Annotated in this window: 14 protein-coding genes and 2 rRNA genes; 7 read left to right on the forward strand and 9 right to left on the reverse strand. The window is 69.0% G+C overall.

Features of this window, described 5'->3' with window-relative positions; all coding sequences use genetic code 11:
• Nucleotides 1–188 precede the first annotated feature (188 nt).
• Entirely contained in the window at nucleotides 189–761 is a 573-nt protein-coding gene (locus tag ACY0PA_RS18250; protein ID WP_473085618.1) for a GNAT family N-acetyltransferase, read from the forward strand.
• 71 nt (nucleotides 762–832) lie between these two features.
• Nucleotides 833–2,011 carry a winged helix-turn-helix domain-containing protein gene (locus ACY0PA_RS18255; protein WP_473085619.1) on the forward strand — a complete coding sequence of 393 codons (1,179 nt, stop codon included), beginning with the start codon at nucleotides 833–835 and terminating at the stop codon, nucleotides 2,009–2,011.
• Between the two features lie 48 nt (nucleotides 2,012–2,059).
• Here ACY0PA_RS18255 and ACY0PA_RS18260 read toward each other — a convergent pair whose 3' ends face one another.
• From ACY0PA_RS18260 to mtnA, 7 genes are all read right to left on the reverse strand, one after another.
• A complete protein-coding gene (locus ACY0PA_RS18260; protein ID WP_116512656.1) occupies nucleotides 2,060–2,815 on the reverse strand; it encodes a response regulator in 756 nt (251 codons plus the stop codon).
• Nucleotides 2,816–3,040: 225 nt separating this feature from the next.
• Nucleotides 3,041–3,730, reverse strand: a complete 690-nt coding sequence (hpf, locus tag ACY0PA_RS18265) for a ribosome hibernation-promoting factor, HPF/YfiA family (protein WP_473086351.1) — start codon at nucleotides 3,728–3,730, stop codon at nucleotides 3,041–3,043.
• Nucleotides 3,731–4,055: 325 nt separating this feature from the next.
• Entirely contained in the window at nucleotides 4,056–4,733 is a 678-nt protein-coding gene (locus ACY0PA_RS18270) for a ComF family protein (protein ID WP_473085620.1), read from the reverse strand.
• A 549-nt stretch (nucleotides 4,734–5,282) separates the two neighbouring features.
• Nucleotides 5,283–7,178 carry an LpqB family beta-propeller domain-containing protein gene (locus ACY0PA_RS18275; RefSeq protein WP_473085621.1) on the reverse strand — a complete coding sequence of 632 codons (1,896 nt, stop codon included), beginning with the start codon at nucleotides 7,176–7,178 and terminating at the stop codon, nucleotides 5,283–5,285.
• Complete coding sequence (gene mtrB / locus ACY0PA_RS18280; protein WP_473085622.1) at nucleotides 7,168–9,249, reverse strand: MtrAB system histidine kinase MtrB; 2,082 nt, start codon at nucleotides 9,247–9,249, stop codon at nucleotides 7,168–7,170. Before mtrB ends, ACY0PA_RS18275 begins: the two co-directional genes overlap by 11 nt.
• A gap of 1 nt (nucleotide 9,250) precedes the next feature.
• Complete coding sequence (gene mtrA / locus ACY0PA_RS18285) at nucleotides 9,251–9,940, reverse strand: two-component system response regulator MtrA (protein WP_323136345.1); 690 nt, start codon at nucleotides 9,938–9,940, stop codon at nucleotides 9,251–9,253.
• 4 nt (nucleotides 9,941–9,944) lie between these two features.
• Nucleotides 9,945–11,093 carry an S-methyl-5-thioribose-1-phosphate isomerase gene (mtnA, locus tag ACY0PA_RS18290; RefSeq protein WP_473085623.1) on the reverse strand — a complete coding sequence of 383 codons (1,149 nt, stop codon included), beginning with the start codon at nucleotides 11,091–11,093 and terminating at the stop codon, nucleotides 9,945–9,947.
• Nucleotides 11,094–11,233: 140 nt separating this feature from the next.
• Between mtnA and ACY0PA_RS18295 the strand changes: the two genes are divergently transcribed.
• The 5 genes from ACY0PA_RS18295 to ACY0PA_RS18315 are packed head-to-tail and all read left to right on the forward strand — an operon-like array spanning nucleotide 11,234 to nucleotide 16,853.
• On the forward strand, nucleotides 11,234–12,577 hold the full coding sequence (locus ACY0PA_RS18295) for a DUF7847 domain-containing protein (RefSeq protein WP_473085624.1): 1,344 nt from the start codon (nucleotides 11,234–11,236) through the stop codon (nucleotides 12,575–12,577).
• A 4-nt stretch (nucleotides 12,578–12,581) separates the two neighbouring features.
• On the forward strand, nucleotides 12,582–13,280 hold the full coding sequence (locus tag ACY0PA_RS18300) for a DUF4129 domain-containing protein (RefSeq protein ID WP_473085625.1): 699 nt from the start codon (nucleotides 12,582–12,584) through the stop codon (nucleotides 13,278–13,280).
• Entirely contained in the window at nucleotides 13,277–14,536 is a 1,260-nt protein-coding gene (locus tag ACY0PA_RS18305; protein WP_473085626.1) for a DUF4350 domain-containing protein, read from the forward strand. Before ACY0PA_RS18300 ends, ACY0PA_RS18305 begins: the two co-directional genes overlap by 4 nt.
• Nucleotides 14,533–15,525, forward strand: a complete 993-nt coding sequence (locus ACY0PA_RS18310) for an AAA family ATPase (RefSeq protein WP_473085627.1) — start codon at nucleotides 14,533–14,535, stop codon at nucleotides 15,523–15,525. Before ACY0PA_RS18305 ends, ACY0PA_RS18310 begins: the two co-directional genes overlap by 4 nt.
• 17 nt (nucleotides 15,526–15,542) lie before the next feature.
• Entirely contained in the window at nucleotides 15,543–16,853 is a 1,311-nt protein-coding gene (locus ACY0PA_RS18315; RefSeq protein ID WP_473085628.1) for a DUF58 domain-containing protein, read from the forward strand.
• 112 nt (nucleotides 16,854–16,965) lie between these two features.
• On the opposite strand, the gene rrf is transcribed toward ACY0PA_RS18315, so the two are convergent.
• Nucleotides 16,966–17,082, reverse strand: a 5S ribosomal RNA gene (gene rrf, locus ACY0PA_RS18320).
• Nucleotides 17,083–17,169: 87 nt separating this feature from the next.
• A 23S ribosomal RNA gene (locus tag ACY0PA_RS18325) occupies nucleotides 17,170–20,293 on the reverse strand.
• Nucleotides 20,294–20,547 lie beyond the last annotated feature (254 nt).

The raw sequence follows: 20,547 nt of genomic DNA on the forward strand, positions 1-20,547 counted from the left end.
GCAACGGCCATCGTATGCGAGGACCCCGGCGCGCCGGGAGGTCTGCCGTAACCACAGCCACAGGGACAACGCACGAGGACCGCTCAAGGTGCCGCACGAAGCTGTGCACCCCGACTGCGAAAGGTAACAGCGCGCTCACCCCGCGATACCTGCTGGCGTCATCGCGGGCCTCCGAGCAGAATCGGCCGATGGAACCCGTCGCACTCACCACCGACCGCCTCCGGCTGCGCACGTTCACCGCCGAAGACACCCACGAGGTGTATCTCGCGGCCCAGGACCCAGACATCCAGCGCTGGACCACGATCCCGTCGCCCTACGCGCGCGTGGACGCCGAACAGTTCGTCGGCCACATGGTCCCGGACGGCTGGCGGGCCGACACGGAGTACACCTTCGCCGTGCGGCTCCAAGACGACGGCCCGGTGATCGCCGCCGCGAGCCTGCACCACCCGCGCGCGGGCGCCTGGGAGGTCGGCTTCTGGACCGGCAAGGAGTACCGCGGCCGCGGCTACATGACCGAGACGGTCCTCGCCCTGGCCCGCTGGGCCTTCACCGACCTGGCCTGTACGCGACTGGAGTGGCGCGCCGAGGTCGGCAACGTCGGCTCGCGCACCGTCGCCGAGAAGGCCGGCTTCACCATGGAGGGCGTCATGCGGGCGGGCCTGCCCAACAAGGGCGTACTGCGCGACTGCTGGGTCGCCTCACTCCTCCCCTCGGACCTCGGCATCCCGGCAGTGCTGCCCTACCTCCCGGCGCCGGCGTGACACTTCCGGCGCCGGCCCCGGCCCCCGCCGGCCAGGCCCGACTGTCAGTGCCGCGCCCTATCGTTCGGAGCATGACGACCACGCCGCGCCCCGCCGCCGAACTCTCCGCCGACGAGGCCCGCCGCATCGCGCTGCGGGCCCAGGGGTTCCTCGGCGCGCCGGACCGCAAGGGCGGGGTCCGCGGCGTGCTCCGTCACCTCGGCGCTGTCCAGCTCGACACCATCTCGGTGCTGGCTCGCTCGCACGAACTCATCCCGTACGCGCGCCTGGGCGCGGTCGGCCGCAGAACGGTCGAGGACGCGTACTGGACCCCGGGCGCGGCCGGCGCGCCGCACGCCTTCGAGTACTGGTCGCACGCCGCGTGCATCCTGCCCGTCGAGGAGTGGCCGCACTTCGCCTTCCGCCGCCGCGCCTACCGCACCCGCCCGCACTGGCACCACGACCTGCCCGACGGCGCGTACGAGCAGGTCATCAAGCAGCTGCGCACCGAAGGCCCGCTCACGGCCACGGAGTTGGGCGGCGCGAAGAACAAGGGCGAGTGGTGGGACTGGTCCGCGGCGAAGGTCGCCGTGGAGCGCGCCCTCATGTACGGCGAGGTGGTGTGCACACAGCGCCGCAGCTGGAAGCGGGTGTACGACCTCGCAGAGCGCGCCGTCCCGGCCGAGCTGCTCCATGACGACCTGGACGACAGGGAGTGCCTGCGCCGCCTGGTCCGCCTCGCCGGACAGTCCCTCGGCATCGGCACACGCTCCGACATCGCGGACTACCACCGTCTGAAGCACGAGCAGTTCGACGCGGTCGTCGAGGACGCGGGCCTGGTTCCCGTGACCGTGCAGGGCTGGGGAAAGCCGGCGTGGGCGGACCCGGAGGCACTCGACACCGCCCCTCGCGGCCGCCACCGTACGACGCTGCTCTCGCCCTTCGACTCCCTGATCTGGGAGCGGGCCCGCACGGAGCGGATCTTCGGCTTCACGCACCGACTGGAGGCGTACGTCCCCAAGCCGAAGCGGGTGCACGGCTACTTCGCGATGCCGGTCCTGGCGGGCGGGTACCTGGTGGGCCGCGTCGACCCCGCGCGCGACGGGAGCACGCTGGTCGCCAGGCAGGTCTCCCTGGACGGCCCGAAGGCGGTCCCGGCCGTGGCACAGGCGCTGCGGGAGGCGGCGGAATGGGTGGGCTGCGACGCGGTCCGGATCGAGCGCGTCGACGCCCCGGACCTCAAGCCGGCCCTGGTCACCGCCCTCGGCTGACCACCCTCGGCTGACCGCCGTCACCCGGTGGCGGTCACCGGATCGCCGTCACCGGATCTCGAGGATCTTCTCCCGCATCGCGTACACCACGGCCTCCATCCTGGAGTGCAGCTGAAGCTTCTCCAGGATGTTGCGCACATGGTTCTTCACGGTGTTCTCGGAGATGAACAGCTCCTTCGCGATATCGCGGTTGTTCATGCCCGTGGCAACCAGCTTCAGGACTTCCAGCTCGCGGTCGGTCAGCCGCGGCGCCGGAACGAGGCGCCGCTCGTCCGTGCGCTGGATCATCGACTTGAATTCCGTGAGGAGCTTCGACGCCATCGAGGGGCTGATCTGCGACTGCCCGTCGGCGACGGCACGAATGGCCGTCGCCACCTCGTCCGTGGAGATCTCCTTGAGCAGATAGCCCGTCGCGCCCGCCTTGATCGCGTCGTAAAGATCCGCTTCCTCGTCACTGATGGTCAGCATGATGATCTTGGCGCTGGGAGCGACCTCCTTGATGGAGGTGCATGCCTCGATCCCGCCGCGCTTGGGCATCCGCACATCCATCAGGATGATGTCGGGCAGCAGGTCGGCTGCCTTGTCCACGGCCTCCGCGCCGTCACCCGCCTCGCCGACGACCTGGATGTCCTCCTCGGCCGCGAGAACGATCTCGAGCCCGCGCCGGAACAGCGCGTGGTCGTCCACCACGAGGACCCTGATCGGCTCCTTGCGCGGCGCGCTCTCGTCCGGGCCCATGCCCTGGACACCGTCACCGGCCGTACCGGCGCCGTCGTCCCGCATCGGTCCGAAGCTGTCCGCCATCGTTCCTCCCCCTGAAGGCCATGGCCCGTCTTCCAGTGCCACGCCAACCCGAGGCAGCGGCACACCGGTTGACCCGGCCCGGCCATGATTTCATGCCTTGGCGCCGGTGCGGTGACCGAGCGGTGCGCAGAGGGGTCGCACGAGGGTGCCCCTGGGGCGCACGCGCTCCCAGGGGCACCCTTCACGGCTGTCTCCCGCGGGCTCAGCGGCGTGGTTCCGCCGGCCTCAGCCGCCGAGCGCCCCGCCCGCTTCGGACGACTGCGCCTGGGTGACCATCGGGTCGGTGTTGAGGTGGATCACGCCGTAGTCGTAGGCGTGGCGCCGGTAGACGACGCTGGGCTCCTTGGTCTCGGAGTCGACGAAGAGGTAGAAGTCGTGCCCGACCAGCTCCATCTCGTAGAGCGCCTGGTCGAGCGACATGGGCGCAGCGACGTGCGTCTTCTCGCGAACGATGAGCGGGCCTTCGCCCTGGACCTCGAGGGAGCCGATCCTCGTGGTCGGTACCCCGCCGGTCTCCTCGTTGTTGACCACCGAGCCGTCCCCGTTCAGAGTCGCCGTGGCGACGACGTCGGGGACTTCCGCGGCCGTGAGCCTGCCGCTCCCGCGGCGGGTGGTCCGCTTGCTGTGTTCCTTGCGCAGGCGCGCCTCGAGCTTGTCCGTTGCCAGGTCGAGCGCCGCATACGGGTCGCTGGCCGCGGCTTCCGCCCTGATGACCGGACCACGGCTGCGGAGTGTGATCTCTACGCGGTCGGAGCGGTCGGCCTGTCGGGGGTTGGGCTCCTTGGACACCTCCACGTCGAGGCTGATCACCTTGCCGTCGAACTTCTGGATCTTCTCCAGCTTCAGCTTCTCGGCCACGTGCTTGCGGAACCGCTCGGGCACCTCGGTCTTGCGGCCCTTGACGACGATGTCCACGCAGAACTCCGTTCCCGGATCGCTCCGCTCCATCGGCGGAGCATCTCCCTCTTGCACCAGACTCCGGCCACTGCCGGAGTCCCTGACTCGGCGACTTCCACCTCCTCCTCCCCCATGGACAAGATCTACACCCCATCATCGCGGGTGATTGCCGAAAAAACTGCGGCGCCCACGACACTGGCATTCCTGATTGCTGGGGATGGCGTCCGCCATTCCTCACAACCGAACATATCTCGCCCGGACGGATGTCGTCACCCTCTACTGACGCGTACCTCCATTCAGGTGAATTTACCCCCTCACCACCTGCAACGACGCAGGTTTCCGCTCAGTTCCGGTTTATTTCGAAAGAACCCGGAGAGGCTGCGACCACTGCCGCACTGATCGAGTTGCGCGCGGGCAATTCCCGTGCAGTTTCCACCCATCCCGGCGTGATCCCGTCTCTCTCGTCCTCTGCCGTCCCGGCCACTGCGGCACGTATTGCGCGGGCCGCCTCCGCCAATGAGGCGCCCGTGGTCATGACGTCGTCGACCAGCACGATCCGGCCACCCGAGGCGACGAGCGCACGCGCTCCCGCGGGCACCTCCAGAGCCCCGGCGAGGTTGGCCAGACGCTGCCGCGAGTTGAGCCCGGCCTGATCGGCAACAACCCGCCGCTGACGCAACGCGGCGCACACCCTCGCGTGAACCCCCACCCGACGCAGCTCAGCCGCCGCGGCATACGCAATCCGCCGCGCAGGATCATGCCCCCGCGCCCGAACAGCCTTCCGAGCGGAGGGGACGGGGATCAGGAGGAGGGGGGTGGTGGGGGGAGGGGGTGACGGGGTTGATTGGGGGCGGGCGGTTGGTCGGGGCAGGGCGCCGGGTTGGGGGCGGGCGGTTGATTGGGGGCGGGCGCCGGGTTGGAGGCGGGCGCCGGGGTGAGTGCGTGCGGGTGATTGGGGGCGCACGCCTGCTTGGGTGCGCGCGCTTACTGGGGTGCGGACGCCACCCGCCTGTGTGCGCATGTCTTGCGGCGTACGCGCATCTGCCTGTGTGCATCCAGCTGCCCCTGTACGCCTGTCTACGGGGCCCCCACCCCCGCCCCCTCCCCCATCCTCCGTTTCGCCGAGTCCCGCCCGCACCGCCCCCGCGAGGGCCGCGCCCAGGGGCTCCGCGAGCCCCAATGCCCCCCGCTCCTTGTGCGCGAGCAGTACGGCGCGCACCGCGTCCTGGTACGGAGCGGCCGCGTGCACCACCGGCAGCCCGGGCGGCTCAGGGTTCGGCCGCACCCGGCCCGGCGCGCCACCGCACAGGGCGTCCCCGCAGCGCGCGCAGAGCGTCGTACGCGGCCGACCGCAGCCTCCACACTCGGCCGGCAGCACAAGATCTCCGAGGTCCTGCAACCACCCCCGCATGTCCACCACTGTGCCAACAGGGGCGCCCTGCGGCCACCCCTGTGGATAACTGCCTGTGGACAACCCCCGGACGTGCACACTCCGTTGCAACCGGAGGACTCAACTCCGTCCGGCGAGGGGGAAGTACGGCGCGTCTCACGGCCGCCGCGCCCCCAGCCCCTACCCCGGATAAACCGGCGCTGTCCCGTCCTTGAGCACCGTCTGCCACGGCAGACCCGGCGGCAGCCGGACGATCCCGTCGTCCGAGTGGGCGACGAGTGGCAGGCGGTCGTCCTCGGACGCCGCGATCTCCTTCACGCCCGTCAGGCCGGGCAGCGCCTGCCCCGTCGGCGCCGAGCCGTCGCACTGGACGTAACTCAGCTGCTGCACGCCCCCGGACTCGCGTCCGACCACGACGAGGCGGCTTCCGCCGGCCCACGACATGGCCGTGACCTCCTCCATCTGGGGTGCCGCGGCGCGTAGTTCGTCGACCGAGACCGACAGCTTGCCGTCCGGTCCAAAGTCGCGTTCGACCCGTCCGATCCGCAGCGTGGTCTTGCCCTCCTCGGCCACGAGCAGCGCGATCCGCACCCCGTCGGCCGACACCTTCACGGCTTCGATCCGCCCGCCGTCGAGCCCGGAGACGTCGACTTCGTGGATCTCGTCCGCCATGCCCCGGCCGAACATCAGCAGCCGCGGCTTCTTCGGGTCGCGGTCGGCCACCCACAGGTCGCCGAGCCCGTCCCAACTGGGCGTCGTGAGCCGGTCCTTCTCGGATTTGGCGTTGCTGCGTACGACCGCGTCGCCGAGCGAAGCACCCGACACGAACGACCCGACGAACAGGGCGCTCCCGTTGTTCGACACGGCCGCGGCCTGTGTCTCGTCGCGCGAGACGGCGACCGAGCGCATCCGCTGCTCGCCGTCGCCGAGCGGCCCCGGCACCCGCTCCGGGTCCTTCGTGGTGCGGGATGCGCCCGACATCTGCACGAGCCTGCCCTTGTCGTCCAGGAAGTACTGGTCGTCGGCGGACCCGGAGGTGCGGGGTTCCACCAGGGCCTCGGCATCGCTCTCGCTCAGGACGCACAACTGCGACCCGTTCGACCGTTCGAGCTCGATCTGTGACACGTTTGCCGACGTCACATCCCGTAGGGAGAACAGGAGTTGGGCGGCCATCTCCTTGCAGCGGGTCTGCCCGACGTGGTCGGCCTTCGCGTTCAGCGGGACCTTCAGATTGTTCTCGTCGTCGGGCGCGAGCGATTTCACGCCTTTGCGCAGCCGCGTGTCGGAGGGGAACATCGTGGTCACGACCGGGTTCAGCCAGTGCGTGGGCCCCGAAAGCAGGGCGCGCACCGTCTGTGTGAGGGGGTCTATCCACTGACGTACGTACACGGGGTCGGCGACCAGCCTCTTCTGACGGCTGGTCGAACCCGAGCCCGATGCCCCACCGCCCTCCGTGCCGCCGGAGGACTCGTCCAGCGCGTAGTAGTACTTGTTGACGGACTGGTAGATGCGCTGGAAGTCGGACTGCCCGAGGACGACGCCCTGCGGCAGCCCGTCGATGCGCCACTGCTTGCCCTTGGGGCTGTTCTCCTGCACGAGGTGCAGCGTCTTGCTGTACGAGGTGCCCTCGGGCCGGTACGCCTGCTGCTGGTCCACGAACGCGACCTGATGGCCGCTCAGTCTGAATGTACGACCCTCGTCGCCGGCGCTCGGCCTGCTCGCCTGTCCCGTGCTCGGTCCGTCCGTGAGGACGGTGGTGCGCTCCTCCGGGTGCCAGCCCTTGGCGGCCTTCTCCGTGAGGTACTTGCGCGCCATCGTGTACTGCGGATCGTCGCTGGTCAGCGCTTCGAGAAAGCCCTCGACGATACTGACGGGCCCGGCGTTCTCGCGGGGTGGCATCGCGAAGACGCGCACCTGCGAGTCGGGCCGCTGTGACGCCTCCACGGCCTGGAGTCCGCCGTTGTCCGGCATGGACGCGCAGCCGGTGAGCACCAGAGCGCCGCAGCCGAGCAGCACACCTGTTCGCAGCCTGCGCCGCCGTCCGGCCAACTGTGGCCGCCCCCGCTCACCGCGCACGCCCGCCCCCACTTCCGTCGCCGCTGCCGCCGGTCCCCTCGGCCGGTCCGGCCTGCTCGTCCCAGGGTCTCTCCGGACCCCCGGTGTCCTGACTGCGTGCCGCCGGTGCGGCCGCGTCACTGCGGGCCACGACCCGCGAGCCGTTCCCGGGCAGCGCCGCGGGGTCGACCGCGTACCGGAGCACGGCCGGTTCCTTCGCCGGTACGGGCGACGGCACGCGGGGCGCGCCCGCTGCCTGCGCCGGGACCGTCGCCAGCTTGCCGGCGCCGCCGCCGAGCGGAAGTCCTGCCTCGCTCAGGCCGCGGTTGCGCCGCGAGTCCTCCGGCTCCAGCGGTATCGGGGACCCGCGCAGGGGTTCGTCCGCCGTCCGCGGCAGTGTCAGCCGGAACTGCGATCCGCCGCCGGGCTCGCCCCACGCCTGGAGCCAGCCGCCGTGCAGCCGGGCGTCCTCGAGGGCGATGGACAGGCCGAGGCCCGTACCGCCGGTGGTACGCGCGCGTGCCGGGTCGGCGCGCCAGAAGCGGCTGAAGACGCGGGTGGCCTCGCCGGGTTTCAGGCCCACGCCGTAGTCGCGTACGGCGACGGCGACCGCGCCGCCGGCCGCGGCGAGCCGCACGACCACGTCCCTGCCCTCGCCGTGCTCGACGGCGTTGACGACGAGGTTGCGCAGGACGCGCTCCACGCGCCGCGCGTCCGCCTCGGCGACCACGGGCTGCTGGTCCCCGACGATCCGCATGTGTGTGCCCTTGCGGTCGGCGAGCGGCTCTGCACCGCCCACCACACGCCGTACGACTTCCCGCAGGTCTATCGGTTCGGCCTCGAGGGCCGCCGCGCCCGCGTCGAACCGGCTGATCTCCAGAAGATCCGCGAGCAGCGATTCGAACCGGTCCAGCTGGTCGGCGAGCAGTTCCGCCGACCGCGCGGTGACCGGGTCGAAGTCCACGCGTGCCTCATGGATCACGTCGGCGGCCATGCGCACCGTCGTGAGCGGTGTCCGCAGCTCGTGCGACACGTCGGACACGAAGCGCCGCTGCATCCGCGACAGATCCTCCAGCTGCTGGATCTTCGTATGCAGGTTCTGCGCCATCTTGTTGAAAGCTTCACCGAGCCGGGCGATGTCGTCCTCGCCGGTGACCTTCATACGTTCCTGGAGGCGTCCCGCGGAGAGCCTTTCGGCGACGCCGGCTGCCATCCGTACGGGCGTGACGACCTGCCGTACGACGAGCCAGGCGATGGCGCCGAGCAGCACCACGACAAACAGTCCGGCCGTGGCGAGCGTGCCCTTGACCAGGCCGAGCGACTTCTCTTCCTGGGTGAGCGGGAAGAGGTAGTACAGCTGGTAGGCGTGGCCCTTCGGGTCGGTCATCTGTTTGCCGATGACGAGACCGGGCTGCGAGTCCTTGCCGTCCTCGTAGACGATGCGCGTGTACTCCTGGGACGCGCCCGTCATCTTCTCGACCCGCTCGCGCAGGTCGTCGGGGACGCTGGGGTCGAGGACGCCGCCGGAGGCGCGCGGTCCGCGCACGCTGTCGCCGCTGTCGGCCCCGGGCGGGCTGAGCGTCACGACGTCGAAGGCGCTCTGGCCGCCGGAGGAGAGCTGGGTGACCAGTTCGCTCATCCAGTTGTTCGGGGTCAGGGGGGCGCGGCTGTCCGTCGTCGCCCCGTCGCGCGCGCCGGCCGCGGCCGTGTCGGCCTTGTCCTTGGCGGCCCGGAAGCCGCCCTCGGCCTGGCTCTGCGACGCCTTCACCTTGGCGTCGAGCAGGCCGTTGCGCACGGAGCCGATGACGACGATGCCGAGCAGCAGCACGACACCGAGCGACATCAGCAGCGTCGTGACGACGATCTTGAGCTGGATGTTGCGCCGCCACAGGCGCCTGGCGGGCAGCAGCGGCCGCCGCACCCAGCGCGTGAACAGGCGCAGCACGGGGCTGCCGTTCATCCCGCCCTGGAGCAGCAGACCGCCGTCGAGGACCCGGCGCAGCACGGAGCCACGCCCGGCCTTCGGTCCCACAGGCCGCCCCGAGCGGATTCCCGGCCCCCCGGGTGCCGGAGCGGCACTGTCTCGGGACATGTCAGCTCGGTCCGGCCTTGTAACCGACGCCACGGACGGTCACCACGATCTCCGGACGCTCGGGGTCCTTCTCGACCTTCGAGCGCAGTCGCTGCACATGCACGTTCACCAGGCGGGTGTCGGCCGCGTGCCGGTAACCCCACACCTGCTCGAGGAGGACCTCACGCGTGAACACCTGCCACGGTTTACGGGCGAGCGCCACCAGGAGGTCGAACTCCAGCGGCGTCAGCGCGATCGACTGCCCCTCCCGCTTCACGGAGTGCCCGGCCACGTCGATGACCAGGTCACCGATGGTGAGCTGCTCGGGCGCGGGCTCCTCGGACCTCCGCAGCCGCGCCCGGATACGGGCCACGAGCTCCTTCGGCTTGAACGGCTTCACGATGTAGTCGTCGGCGCCCGACTCGAGGCCCACCACGACGTCCACCGTGTCACTCTTCGCGGTCAGCATCACGATCGGCACCCCGGACTCCGCCCTGATCAGGCGGCACACCTCGATGCCGTCCCGGCCGGGAAGCATCAGGTCCAGAAGGACCAGATCCGGCTTGGACTCACGGAAAGCGGCCAGCGCCTTGTCGCCGTCAGCTACGAACGACGGCTCAAAACCTTCACCACGCAGCACAATGCCGAGCATCTCGGCCAGTGCGGTGTCGTCGTCGACGACAAGGACTCGTCCCTTCATAGGCCACATCATCCCATTACTTAATCGTTACCTGGCGTGACCTGGCACACAGCTCGCCCAGTCCTTCAACTGTCACAGGGGAAACCACTCCCCACTCTGTGACGATCGCCGTCACCAACTCGGGCGGCGTCACATCGAATGCGGGGTTGTACGCCTGCGTTCCCAGCGGAGCCACCGGAATCACGCCTCCCGCCTCAACCCCGGCCACAGACGCCTGGGGCGCTGTGATCTCCGTCACTTCATGTCCGGCCCGCTGCTCCACCTCGACGGACGCTCCGTCGGGGGTGTCCGGGTCCACCGTCGTCCCCGGCGCCACCACGATGAACGGCACGTGGTGGTACTTGGCAAGAACCGCGAGCGGATAGGTCCCCACCTTGTTCGCGACGGAACCGTCCGCCGCGATCCGGTCGGCCCCGACCAGCACCGCGTCCACCTCACCGGCCGCGAACAGGGACCCCGCCGCATTATCCGTGAGCAGCGTGTATGCCATCCCCGCCCGCGCCGCCTCGTACGCGGTCAGCCGCGAACCCTGCAGCAGCGGCCGCGTCTCGTCGACCCACAGGCGCGTCAGCCGCCCCACCCGGTGCGCGGCGAGCGCCACCGCGAACGCGGTGCCCTCGCCCCCGGAGACCAGCGCCCCCGAGTTGCAGTGCGTGAGGATCCGGTGCTGTCCGCCCGGCATCAGCTCGTCGAGCAGCGCAAGGCCGTGCCCGGCCATGGCGGCGCTGGCCTCGGCGTCCTCCCGGTGCAGCGCACGCGCCGCGGCGAGTGCGTCCCGGGCGGCCCGCTCCCGGTCCCCCTCTGCCCCGAGCCCGGCCCGGTACGCCGCGTGAGCCCGGCGCACCCCCTTCGCGAGATTCACCGCGGTGGGCCGCGCGCCGGCCAGCGCGTGGGCCGCCTCGTCCACGTCGAACCCCCGTGCAGCGGCCAGGGCGACCCCGTACGCCCCCGCGATGCCGAGGAGCGGCGCTCCCCGCACGGCGAGCGTTCTGATGGCCTGGACGAGCGCCTGCGCGTCGGTGCAGACGAGCTCGACCTCCTCCACGGGCAGTCTGGTCTGGTCAAGCAGGACGAGCGCGGGCCCCTCGGCCGGCTCCTCCCATCGGAGTACGGGTATGTCGGTGGGCCGCTTGTCGTCGCTGGTTTGCGCGTACTGATCAGCCATCTGCCCAGTCTGCCCCGTACCCGGCGGACAATTGAAGGTGTGCAGCCCATACGGCACCCGGTCAACTCCGAGGCACACCGTGGCACGATGGGCGCCAAGCTGCCGCCGCGACCGCGGCCGGGCACCGTGAAGGAGCGACGATGAACGACACTCCGGGCTGGGCCTCGCCCGGATCCGCCCCCTCCGACGGCCAGGACGACCAGCCTGCGCAGGACGGCCAGGACGGCCAGGACGGCCAGGACGGCCGCACCGGCGACGGCAAGGACGCCGCTCCCGACCCGAAGTGGTCCAAGGAGCAGCCGCCGCCCGCCCAGTGGTCCGCCCCGTCCGGCCACGGCCAGGCCCCGCCCCCTCCGCCGCCTCCCACCCAGGGTTGGGGCGGTGGACCGCCCCAAGGCCCCGCGGGCCCCGGCGGTTACGGCGGTGGTGGCGGCTACGGCGGCCCGGGCGGTGGCTACGGCGCCGGATGGGGCTCCTGGCAGGGCAGGCCCCCGGCCGCCAAGCCCGGCGTCATCCCGCTGCGCCCGCTCGGCGTCGGCGAGATTCTGGACGGCGCCGTGTCGACGATGCGCGCGCACTGGCGCACCGTCCTCGGGATCTCGCTCTCCGTCGCCGTACTCATCGAGATCGTGATCGTCCTCCTCCAGGGTCTCGTCCTGAACAACTCGACGAACATGGACGCCCTCGACGACCCGAGCGCCACGGCGAGCGAACTGACGCGCGCCGTCGGCGACACCCTGGTGAGCTCGGGCGTCGTCCAGATCGTCTACCTGCTCGGCACCATCGTCGCCACGGCCCTGCTCACGACCGTGACCAGCCGGGCCGTACTCGGCAAGTCCGTGACGACCGGGGAGGCCTGGAAGGACGCCAAGCCCCAGCTCCTCAAGCTGGCCGGCCTGACGCTCCTCCTGCCGCTCATCGCCGCCGCCGTCCTGCTCGTCTGCATGCTGCCGGGCATCCTCGTCGCCGTCATAGGCGCCTCGGACGCCGGCGCCCCGCTCATCGCCCTCGGCGCCCTCGGCGGCGCCGTCCTGGCGATCTGGCTGATGATCCGCTTCTCGCTCGCCTCGCCCGCCCTGATGCTGGAGAAGCAGAGCATCCTGAAGTCCATGAACCGCTCCGCCAAGCTGGTCCGCGGCTCCTGGTGGCGGGTCTTCGGCATCCAGCTGCTCGCCGGGATCATCGCCGGACTCGTCACGTCGATCATCGTCATCCCGTTCACCTTCCTCGCCGACGCGATGGGCGGCGACGGCGTCAGCGCATTCCTCGACGGCGGCACCGGCGACCTCGGCTGGACGTTCCTCATCGTCACCGGAATCGGCTCCGTGATCGGCTCCATGCTCACGTTCCCGATCACGGCGGGCGTCACTGTGCTCCTCTACATCGACCAGCGCATCCGCCGCGAGGCCCTCGACCTCGAACTCGGCCGCGCGGCAGGCCTCCAGAGCTACGGCGACGCCACCGGCCCCACCCCGGGGAGCTGATGCGGTGAGCCCGGCGGGGGGAGTGCTCTGGGCTGCCGCGCTGCGCTCGCGCACCGGCGGCGACGAACCACCGGTGACCATCCCGCGCGGCCCCGCGCGGGAAGCGGCCCGGCGCGAACTGTCCGAGCCCGCATACCACCAGGACGACCCGAGCCTCCTCCAGCGCGGCCTCAACCGCTTCTGGGAATGGCTCGACAAGCTGTTCTCCGCCGCCGCCGGGGCGACCCCCGGCGGCGGATTCGGCCTGCTGGTCATCGTGCTCGCGGTCGTGGCCCTCGCCGTCGCCCTGTGGTGGCGCCTGGGCACCCCGCACCGCTCCCCCCACTCCCCCGCCGCCCTCTTCGACGACCGCCCCCGCAGCGCCGCCGAACACCGCGCGGCCGCCGAGGCACACGCCGCCCAGGGCCACTGGACCCAGGCCGTGCAGGAACGGATGCGCGCCATCGTCCGTTCCCTGGAAGAGCGCGCACTCCTCGACCCGCGTCCCGGCCGCACCGCCGACGAGGCCGCCACCGAAGCAGGCCGCACCCTGCCCGCCCACACGGACCCGCTGCGCACCGCCGCCCGCGACTTCGACGACGTCACATACGGCGGCCGCACCGCCACCCCACAGACGTACGAGCGCCTCACCACGCTCGACACCGAGCTGGACCGCACCACCCCCACGCTCACCGGCAGTTCCCCCCGAGGAGCCGCCGAGTGACCACCCAGCACCCGACGGCCCCCGCCACCACCCCGCCGAACGCACAAGACCCCGCACCACCGGCGAACCCCGGCGAGCAGCCTCCGGCCACCTCCACGGCCCGCACCCCACGCCAGCTCTGGACCCGCACACGCGGCCTGCTCATCGGCGCCGTGATCCTGGTGATCGCCGCTGTCGTCATCGCGCTCGTCCGCTCCGGCGACGCCCACGGCCGCCTCGACCCGCGCTCCGCCGACCCGGCCGGCAGCCGCGCCGTCGCCCAACTCCTGGCCGACCGGGGCGTCTCCACGCGCGTGGTCACCACCACGGCCGAGGCCCGCGACGCGGCAGGCCCCGACACGACCCTCCTCGTCGCGTCCCCGGACCTGCTCACCGACCGCCAGCAGGCCCAACTGCACGCCGCCACCACCGACTCCGGCGGCCGCACCGTCCTGATCGCCCCGGGCGCCCCCTCGCTCGACACGCTCGCCCCCGACGTCACCGCGGACCCCGCCCCCAGCCTCGACGCACTCGCACGCCCCGGCTGTTCCCTGCCCGACGCCCGCCGCGCCGGCGACGCCGAGACCGGCGGCCGCCGCTACGCCACGTACCCCACGGACGCCGACACCTGCTACCCCAGCGAAAGCCTCCCCACCCTCCTGCGCCTGCCGGAGGCCAAGGGTGGCGACACCGTCCTCATCGGCGCCCCCGACATCTTCCTCAACGAACGTCTCGACCAGCACGGCAACGCCTCGCTCGCCCTGCAACTCCTCGGGTCCCGCCCCCACTTGGTCTGGTACCTCCCCTCCCTCTCCGACGACGCCGCGGCCCCCGACTCCGAGCGCCGCAGCTTCTTCGACCTGCTTCCCTCGGGCTGGCTCTGGGGCACCCTGCAACTGTTCATCGCGGCCGTCCTCGCCGCGTTCTGGCGCGGCCGCCGCCTCGGCCGGCTGGTCCCCGAACGCCTCCCCGTGGCGATCCGCGCCTCCGAAGCCGTCGAAGGCCGCGCCCGCCTCTACCGCAAGGCCAACGCCCGCGACCGTGCCGCCTCCGCACTGCGCACCGCCACCCGCACCCGCCTCGCCCCCCTCATCGGCGTCCCCCCGTCCCAGGCCCACACGCCCGAGACCCTGCTCCCCGCCCTGACCGCCGCACTCCACACCCCGGGCCAGGATCCGCGCCCCCTCCTCTTCGGCCCGCCGCCGGCCAACGACGCGGCCCTGACAGCCCTCGCCGACCAACTCGACGCCCTCGAAAGAGAGGTACGCCACTCATGATGGCCCCGACCACTGACAACGCCGGGCCCACCGGAGATCCCCGCAGTTCACGGGCGTCTCTAGAGGCCCTGCGCGCGGAGATCGCCAAGGCCGTCGTCGGCCAGGACCCCGCGGTCACGGGCCTCGTCGTGGCGCTCCTCTGCCGCGGCCACGTCCTCCTCGAAGGCGTCCCCGGAGTCGCCAAGACCCTCCTCGTACGCGCCCTCGCCGCCTCCCTCGAACTCGATACGAAACGCGTCCAGTTCACCCCGGACCTGATGCCGAGCGACGTCACGGGCTCCCTCGTCTACGACGCCCGCACCGCCGAGTTCTCGTTCCAGCCCGGCCCCGTCTTCACCAACCTCCTCCTCGCGGACGAGATCAACCGCACCCCGCCCAAGACCCAGTCCTCCCTCCTCGAAGCCATGGAGGAACGCCAGGTCACGGTCGACGGCACCCCCCGCCCGCTCCCCGACCCCTTCCTGGTCGCGGCGACGCAGAACCCCGTCGAGTACGAGGGCACGTACCCCCTCCCCGAGGCCCAGCTGGACCGTTTCCTCCTCAAGCTCACGGTCCCCCTCCCCTCCCGCCAGGACGAGATCGACGTCCTGACCCGCCACGCCCAGGGCTTCAACCCGCGCGACCTGCGCTCCGCGGGCGTACGCCCCGTAGCCACCGCCGCCGACCTGGAAACCGCCCGGGCAGCCGTGGCGAAGACCGTGATCTCCCCCGAGATCACGGCCTACGTCGTCGACGTCTGCCGCGCCACCCGCGAATCCCCGTCCCTCACCCTGGGCGTCTCCCCGCGCGGCGCGACGGCGCTCCTGTCCACGGCCCGCGCCTGGGCCTGGCTGACAGGCCGCGACTACGTCATCCCCGACGACGTGAAGGCACTCGCCCTGCCCACGCTCCGCCACCGGATCCAGCTCCGCCCCGAGGCCGAGATGGAGGGCGTCACGCCCGACTCGGTCATCAACGCGATCCTGGCCCACGTCCCCGTTCCCCGCTGACGCAAGGCTCTGGACCCATGGCCCTCACCGGACGCACCGCCCTGCTCGCCGCCCTGGGCTCCCTGCCCGTAGGTATCTGGGAGCCCAGCTGGACCGGCATCCTGGCCGTGAACACCCCCCTGGCCCTGGCCTGCGCCTGCGACTTTGCCCTGGCCGCCCCGGTACGCCGCCTGCGCTTTACCCGTTCGGGTGACACCGCGGTACGCCTGGGCGACCCGGCCGACGTCACCCTCACCGTCACCAACCCCTCACGCCGCCCCCTGCGCGCTCAGCTCCGCGACGCCTGGCCACCCAGCAGCTGGCTCCCCGGCACCGAGGCCGAGGCGTCCCGCCACCGCGTGACGATCCCCCCAGGCGAGCGCCGCCGCATCACCACCCGCCTGCTCCCCACCCGCAGGGGCGACCGAAAAGCCGACCGGGTCACCATCCGCTCGTACGGCCCGCTGGGCCTCTTCACCCGCCAGGGCAGCCACGACGTCCCCTGGACGGTCCGTGTCCTCCCCCCGTTCCACAGCCGCAAGCACCTGCCCTCGAAACTGGCCCGCCTGCGCGAACTCGACGGCCGCACCAGCGTCCTGACGCGCGGCGAGGGCACCGAATTCGACAGCTTGCGCGAGTACGTTCCCGGGGACGACACCCGCTCCATCGACTGGCGGGCCACCGCCCGCCAGTCCACACTCGCGGTCCGCACCTGGCGCCCGGAACGCGACCGCCACATCCTTCTGGTCCTCGACACGGGCCGCACCTCCGCCGGCCGCGTCGGTGACGCACCCCGCCTCGACGCCTCCCTGGACGCCGCGCTCCTCCTCGGCGCACTGGCGTCCAGGGCCGGCGACCGGGTCGACCTGCTCGCCTACGACCGCCGCATCCGCGCCCTGGTCCAGGGCCGCGCGGCGGGCGAACTCCTGCCCGCCCTGGTCAACGCCATGGCCCCACTGGAGCCGGAACTCGTCGAAACGGACGCCCGCGGCCTGACGGCAGCGGTCCTGCACACAGCTCCCCGCCGCTCACTCGTCGCCCTCCTCACGAGCCTCGACGCGGCTCCGGTGGAGGAGGGCCTCCTCCCGGTCCTCTCCCGCCTCACGAAACGCCACACCGTATTGGTGGCTTCGGTGGCGGACCCGATGATCGCGGAAATGACCGGCTCCCGCGGAAACAGCGAAGCGGTCTACGACGCCGCTTCCGCGGCCCAGGCCCAAGCGGAACGCCGCCGCACGGCGGAATTGCTCACACGCCGAGGAGTCACGGTCGTCGACGCGACCCCGAATGACCTCGCGCCGGCACTGGCGGACGCCTACCTCGCTTTGAAGGCAGCGGGCCGGCTCTGAATGCAAGAAAAAAGGCCGGTCCCTGAAAAGGGAACGGCCTGGAACTCGCACACAATGCAGAAAACCCCCGTAACAGGATTCTCATCCGTTACGGGGGTTTTCTTCAAAAATAGTTCGGCGGCGTCCTACTCTCCCACAGGGTCCCCCCTGCAGTACCATCGGCGCTGTGAGGCTTAGCTTCCGGGTTCGGAATGTAACCGGGCGTTTCCCTCACGCTATGACCACCGAAACACTATGAAACTGTCAACCGCACCGTACGTGACCATGTACGGGGTTGTTCGTGGTTTCAGAACCAACACAGTGGACGCGAGCAACTGAGGACAAGCCCTCGGCCTATTAGTACCAGTCACCTCCACCCGTTACCGGGCTTCCAGATCTGGCCTATCAACCCAGTCGTCTACTGGGAGCCTTAACCCCTCAAAGGGGGTGGGAGTCCTCATCTCGAAGCAGGCTTCCCGCTTAGATGCTTTCAGCGGTTATCCTTTCCGAACGTAGCCAACCAGCCATGCCCTTGGCAGGACAACTGGCACACCAGAGGTTCGTCCGTCCCGGTCCTCTCGTACTAGGGACAGCCCTTCTCAAGACTCCTACGCGCACAGCGGATAGGGACCGAACTGTCTCACGACGTTCTAAACCCAGCTCGCGTACCGCTTTAATGGGCGAACAGCCCAACCCTTGGGACCGACTCCAGCCCCAGGATGCGACGAGCCGACATCGAGGTGCCAAACCATCCCGTCGATATGGACTCTTGGGGAAGATCAGCCTGTTATCCCCGGGGTACCTTTTATCCGTTGAGCGACGGCGCTTCCACAAGCCACCGCCGGATCACTAGTCCCGACTTTCGTCCCTGCTCGACCCGTCGGTCTCACAGTCAAGCTCCCTTGTGCACTTACACTCAACACCTGATTACCAACCAGGCTGAGGGAACCTTTGGGCGCCTCCGTTACTCTTTAGGAGGCAACCGCCCCAGTTAAACTACCCATCAGACACTGTCCCTGATCCGGATCACGGACCCAGGTTAGACATCCAGCACGACCAGAGTGGTATTTCAACGACGACTCCCCCTGAACTGGCGTCCAGAGTTCACAGTCTCCCACCTATCCTACACAAGCCGAACCGAACACCAATATCAAACTGTAGTAAAGGTCCCGGGGTCTTTCCGTCCTGCTGCGCGAAACGAGCATCTTTACTCGTAGTGCAATTTCACCGGGCCTATGGTTGAGACAGTCGAGAAGTCGTTACGCCATTCGTGCAGGTCGGAACTTACCCGACAAGGAATTTCGCTACCTTAGGATGGTTATAGTTACCACCGCCGTTTACTGGCGCTTAAGTTCTCAGCTTCGCACACCCGAAAGTGCACTAACCGGTCCCCTTAACGTTCCAGCACCGGGCAGGCGTCAGTCCGTATACATCGCCTTACGGCTTCGCACGGACCTGTGTTTTTAGTAAACAGTCGCTTCTCGCTGGTCTCTGCGGCCACCCCCAGCTCATGAAGTAAATCCAATCACCGGTGATGGCCCCCCTTCTCCCGAAGTTACGGGGGCATTTTGCCGAGTTCCTTAACCATAGTTCACCCGAACGCCTCGGTATTCTCTACCTGACCACCTGAGTCGGTTTAGGGTACGGGCCGCCATGAAACTCGCTAGAGGCTTTTCTCGACAGCATAGGATCATCCACTTCACCACAATCGGCTCGGCATCAGGTCTCAGCCTTAATGTGTGACGGATTTACCTGCCACACGGCCTACACCCTTACCCCGGGACAACCACCGCCCGGGCTGGACTACCTTCCTGCGTCACCCCATCACTCACCTACTACAAGTCTGGTCCGTCGGCTCCACCACTTTCCTTTCCCCGAAGGGTCCGGAACGGCTTCACGGACTTAGCATCGCCTGATTCAATGTTTGACGCTTCACAGCGGGTACCGGAATATCAACCGGTTATCCATCGACTACGCCTGTCGGCCTCGCCTTAGGTCCCGACTTACCCTGGGCAGATCAGCTTGACCCAGGAACCCTTAGTCAATCGGCGCACACGTTTCTCACGTGTGTATCGCTACTCATGCCTGCATTCTCACTCGTGAACCGTCCACAACTCGCTTCCGCGGCTGCTTCACCCGGCACACGACGCTCCCCTACCCATCCCAGCAGGCGTTGGCCCTATAGCTGGAATGACACGACTTCGGCGGTACGCTTGAGCCCCGCTACATTGTCGGCGCGGAATCACTAGACCAGTGAGCTATTACGCACTCTTTCAAGGGTGGCTGCTTCTAAGCCAACCTCCTGGTTGTCTGTGCGACTCCACATCCTTTCCCACTTAGCGTACGCTTAGGGGCCTTAGTCGATGCTCTGGGCTGTTTCCCTCTCGACCATGGAGCTTATCCCCCACAGTCTCACTGCCGCGCTCTCACTTACCGGCATTCGGAGTTTGGCTAAGGTCAGTAACCCGGTAGGGCCCATCGCCTATCCAGTGCTCTACCTCCGGCAAGAAACACACGACGCTGCACCTAAATGCATTTCGGGGAGAACCAGCTATCACGGAGTTTGATTGGCCTTTCACCCCTAACCACAGGTCATCCCCCAGGTTTTCAACCCTGGTGGGTTCGGTCCTCCACGAAGTCTTACCTCCGCTTCAACCTGCCCATGGCTAGATCACTCCGCTTCGGGTCTTGAGCGCGCTACTAAACCGCCCTATTCGGACTCGCTTTCGCTACGGCTTCCCCACACGGGTTAACCTCGCAACGCACCGCAAACTCGCAGGCTCATTCTTCAAAAGGCACGCAGTCACGACTGCATGTGCAAGCACATACAGCGACGCTCCCACGGCTTGTAGGCACACGGTTTCAGGTACTATTTCACTCCGCTCCCGCGGTACTTTTCACCATTCCCTCACGGTACTATCCGCTATCGGTCACCAGGGAATATTTAGGCTTAGCGGGTGGTCCCGCCAGATTCACACGGGATTTCTCGGGCCCCGTGCTACTTGGGTGTCTCTCAAACGAGCCGCTGATGTTTCGACTACGGGGGTCTTACCCTCTACGCCGGACCTTTCGCATGTCCTTCGCCTACATCAACGGTTTCTGACTCGTCTCACAGCCGGCAGACTGTGAAAGAGAGATCCCACAACCCCACATGCGCAACCCCTGCCGGGTATCACACGCATATGGTTTGGCCTCATCCAGTTTCGCTCGCCACTACTCCCGGAATCACGGTTGTTTTCTCTTCCTGCGGGTACTGAGATGTTTCACTTCCCCGCGTTCCCTCCACACTGCCTATGTGTTCAGCAGCGGGTGACAGCCCATGACGACTGCCGGGTTTCCCCATTCGGAAACCCCCGGATCAAAGCCTGGTTGACGACTCCCCGGGGACTATCGTGGCCTCCCACGTCCTTCATCGGTTCCTGGTGCCAAGGCATCCACCGTGCGCCCTTAAAAACTTGGCCACAGATGCTCGCGTCCACTGTGCAGTTCTCAAACAACGACCAACCACCCGTCACAACCCACCGAAGCAGATCTTTACCGGGGCCGGCACTGAAGGCGACCGTCTCGGCCGTACCTTCAGACACCCAACAGCGTGCCCGACACCCTTCCCGCTCCCCTCAACGTTCCACGCCCCGAAGGGGCAGTACTTGCAGGAGAAGACGATCAAGTGTGCCGAATAGTCAACGTTCCACCCTTGAGCAACCACCGCCGGACG

The sequence above is a fragment of the Streptomyces sp. DS1-CR2 genome (genome assembly GCF_055760475.1).

Bases quoted from the DNA above. Each gene is read 5' to 3' on its own strand.
- ACY0PA_RS18270 (WP_473085620.1), bottom strand. From the start codon at position 4,733: ATGCGCACACAGGCGGGTGGCGTCCGCACCCCAGTAAGCGCGCGCACC.
- mtnA (WP_473085623.1), bottom strand. From the start codon at position 11,093: ATGGCTGATCAGTACGCGCAAACCAGCGACGACAAGCGGCCCACCGAC.
- mtrB (WP_473085622.1), bottom strand. From the start codon at position 9,249: ATGTCCCGAGACAGTGCCGCTCCGGCACCCGGGGGGCCGGGAATCCGC.
- ACY0PA_RS18250 (WP_473085618.1), top strand. From the start codon at position 189: ATGGAACCCGTCGCACTCACCACCGACCGCCTCCGGCTGCGCACGTTC.
- ACY0PA_RS18260 (WP_116512656.1), bottom strand. From the start codon at position 2,815: ATGGCGGACAGCTTCGGACCGATGCGGGACGACGGCGCCGGTACGGCC.
- ACY0PA_RS18310 (WP_473085627.1), top strand. From the start codon at position 14,533: ATGATGGCCCCGACCACTGACAACGCCGGGCCCACCGGAGATCCCCGC.
- ACY0PA_RS18295 (WP_473085624.1), top strand. From the start codon at position 11,234: ATGAACGACACTCCGGGCTGGGCCTCGCCCGGATCCGCCCCCTCCGAC.
- ACY0PA_RS18315 (WP_473085628.1), top strand. From the start codon at position 15,543: ATGGCCCTCACCGGACGCACCGCCCTGCTCGCCGCCCTGGGCTCCCTG.
- mtrA (WP_323136345.1), bottom strand. From the start codon at position 9,940: ATGATGTGGCCTATGAAGGGACGAGTCCTTGTCGTCGACGACGACACC.
- ACY0PA_RS18255 (WP_473085619.1), top strand. From the start codon at position 833: ATGACGACCACGCCGCGCCCCGCCGCCGAACTCTCCGCCGACGAGGCC.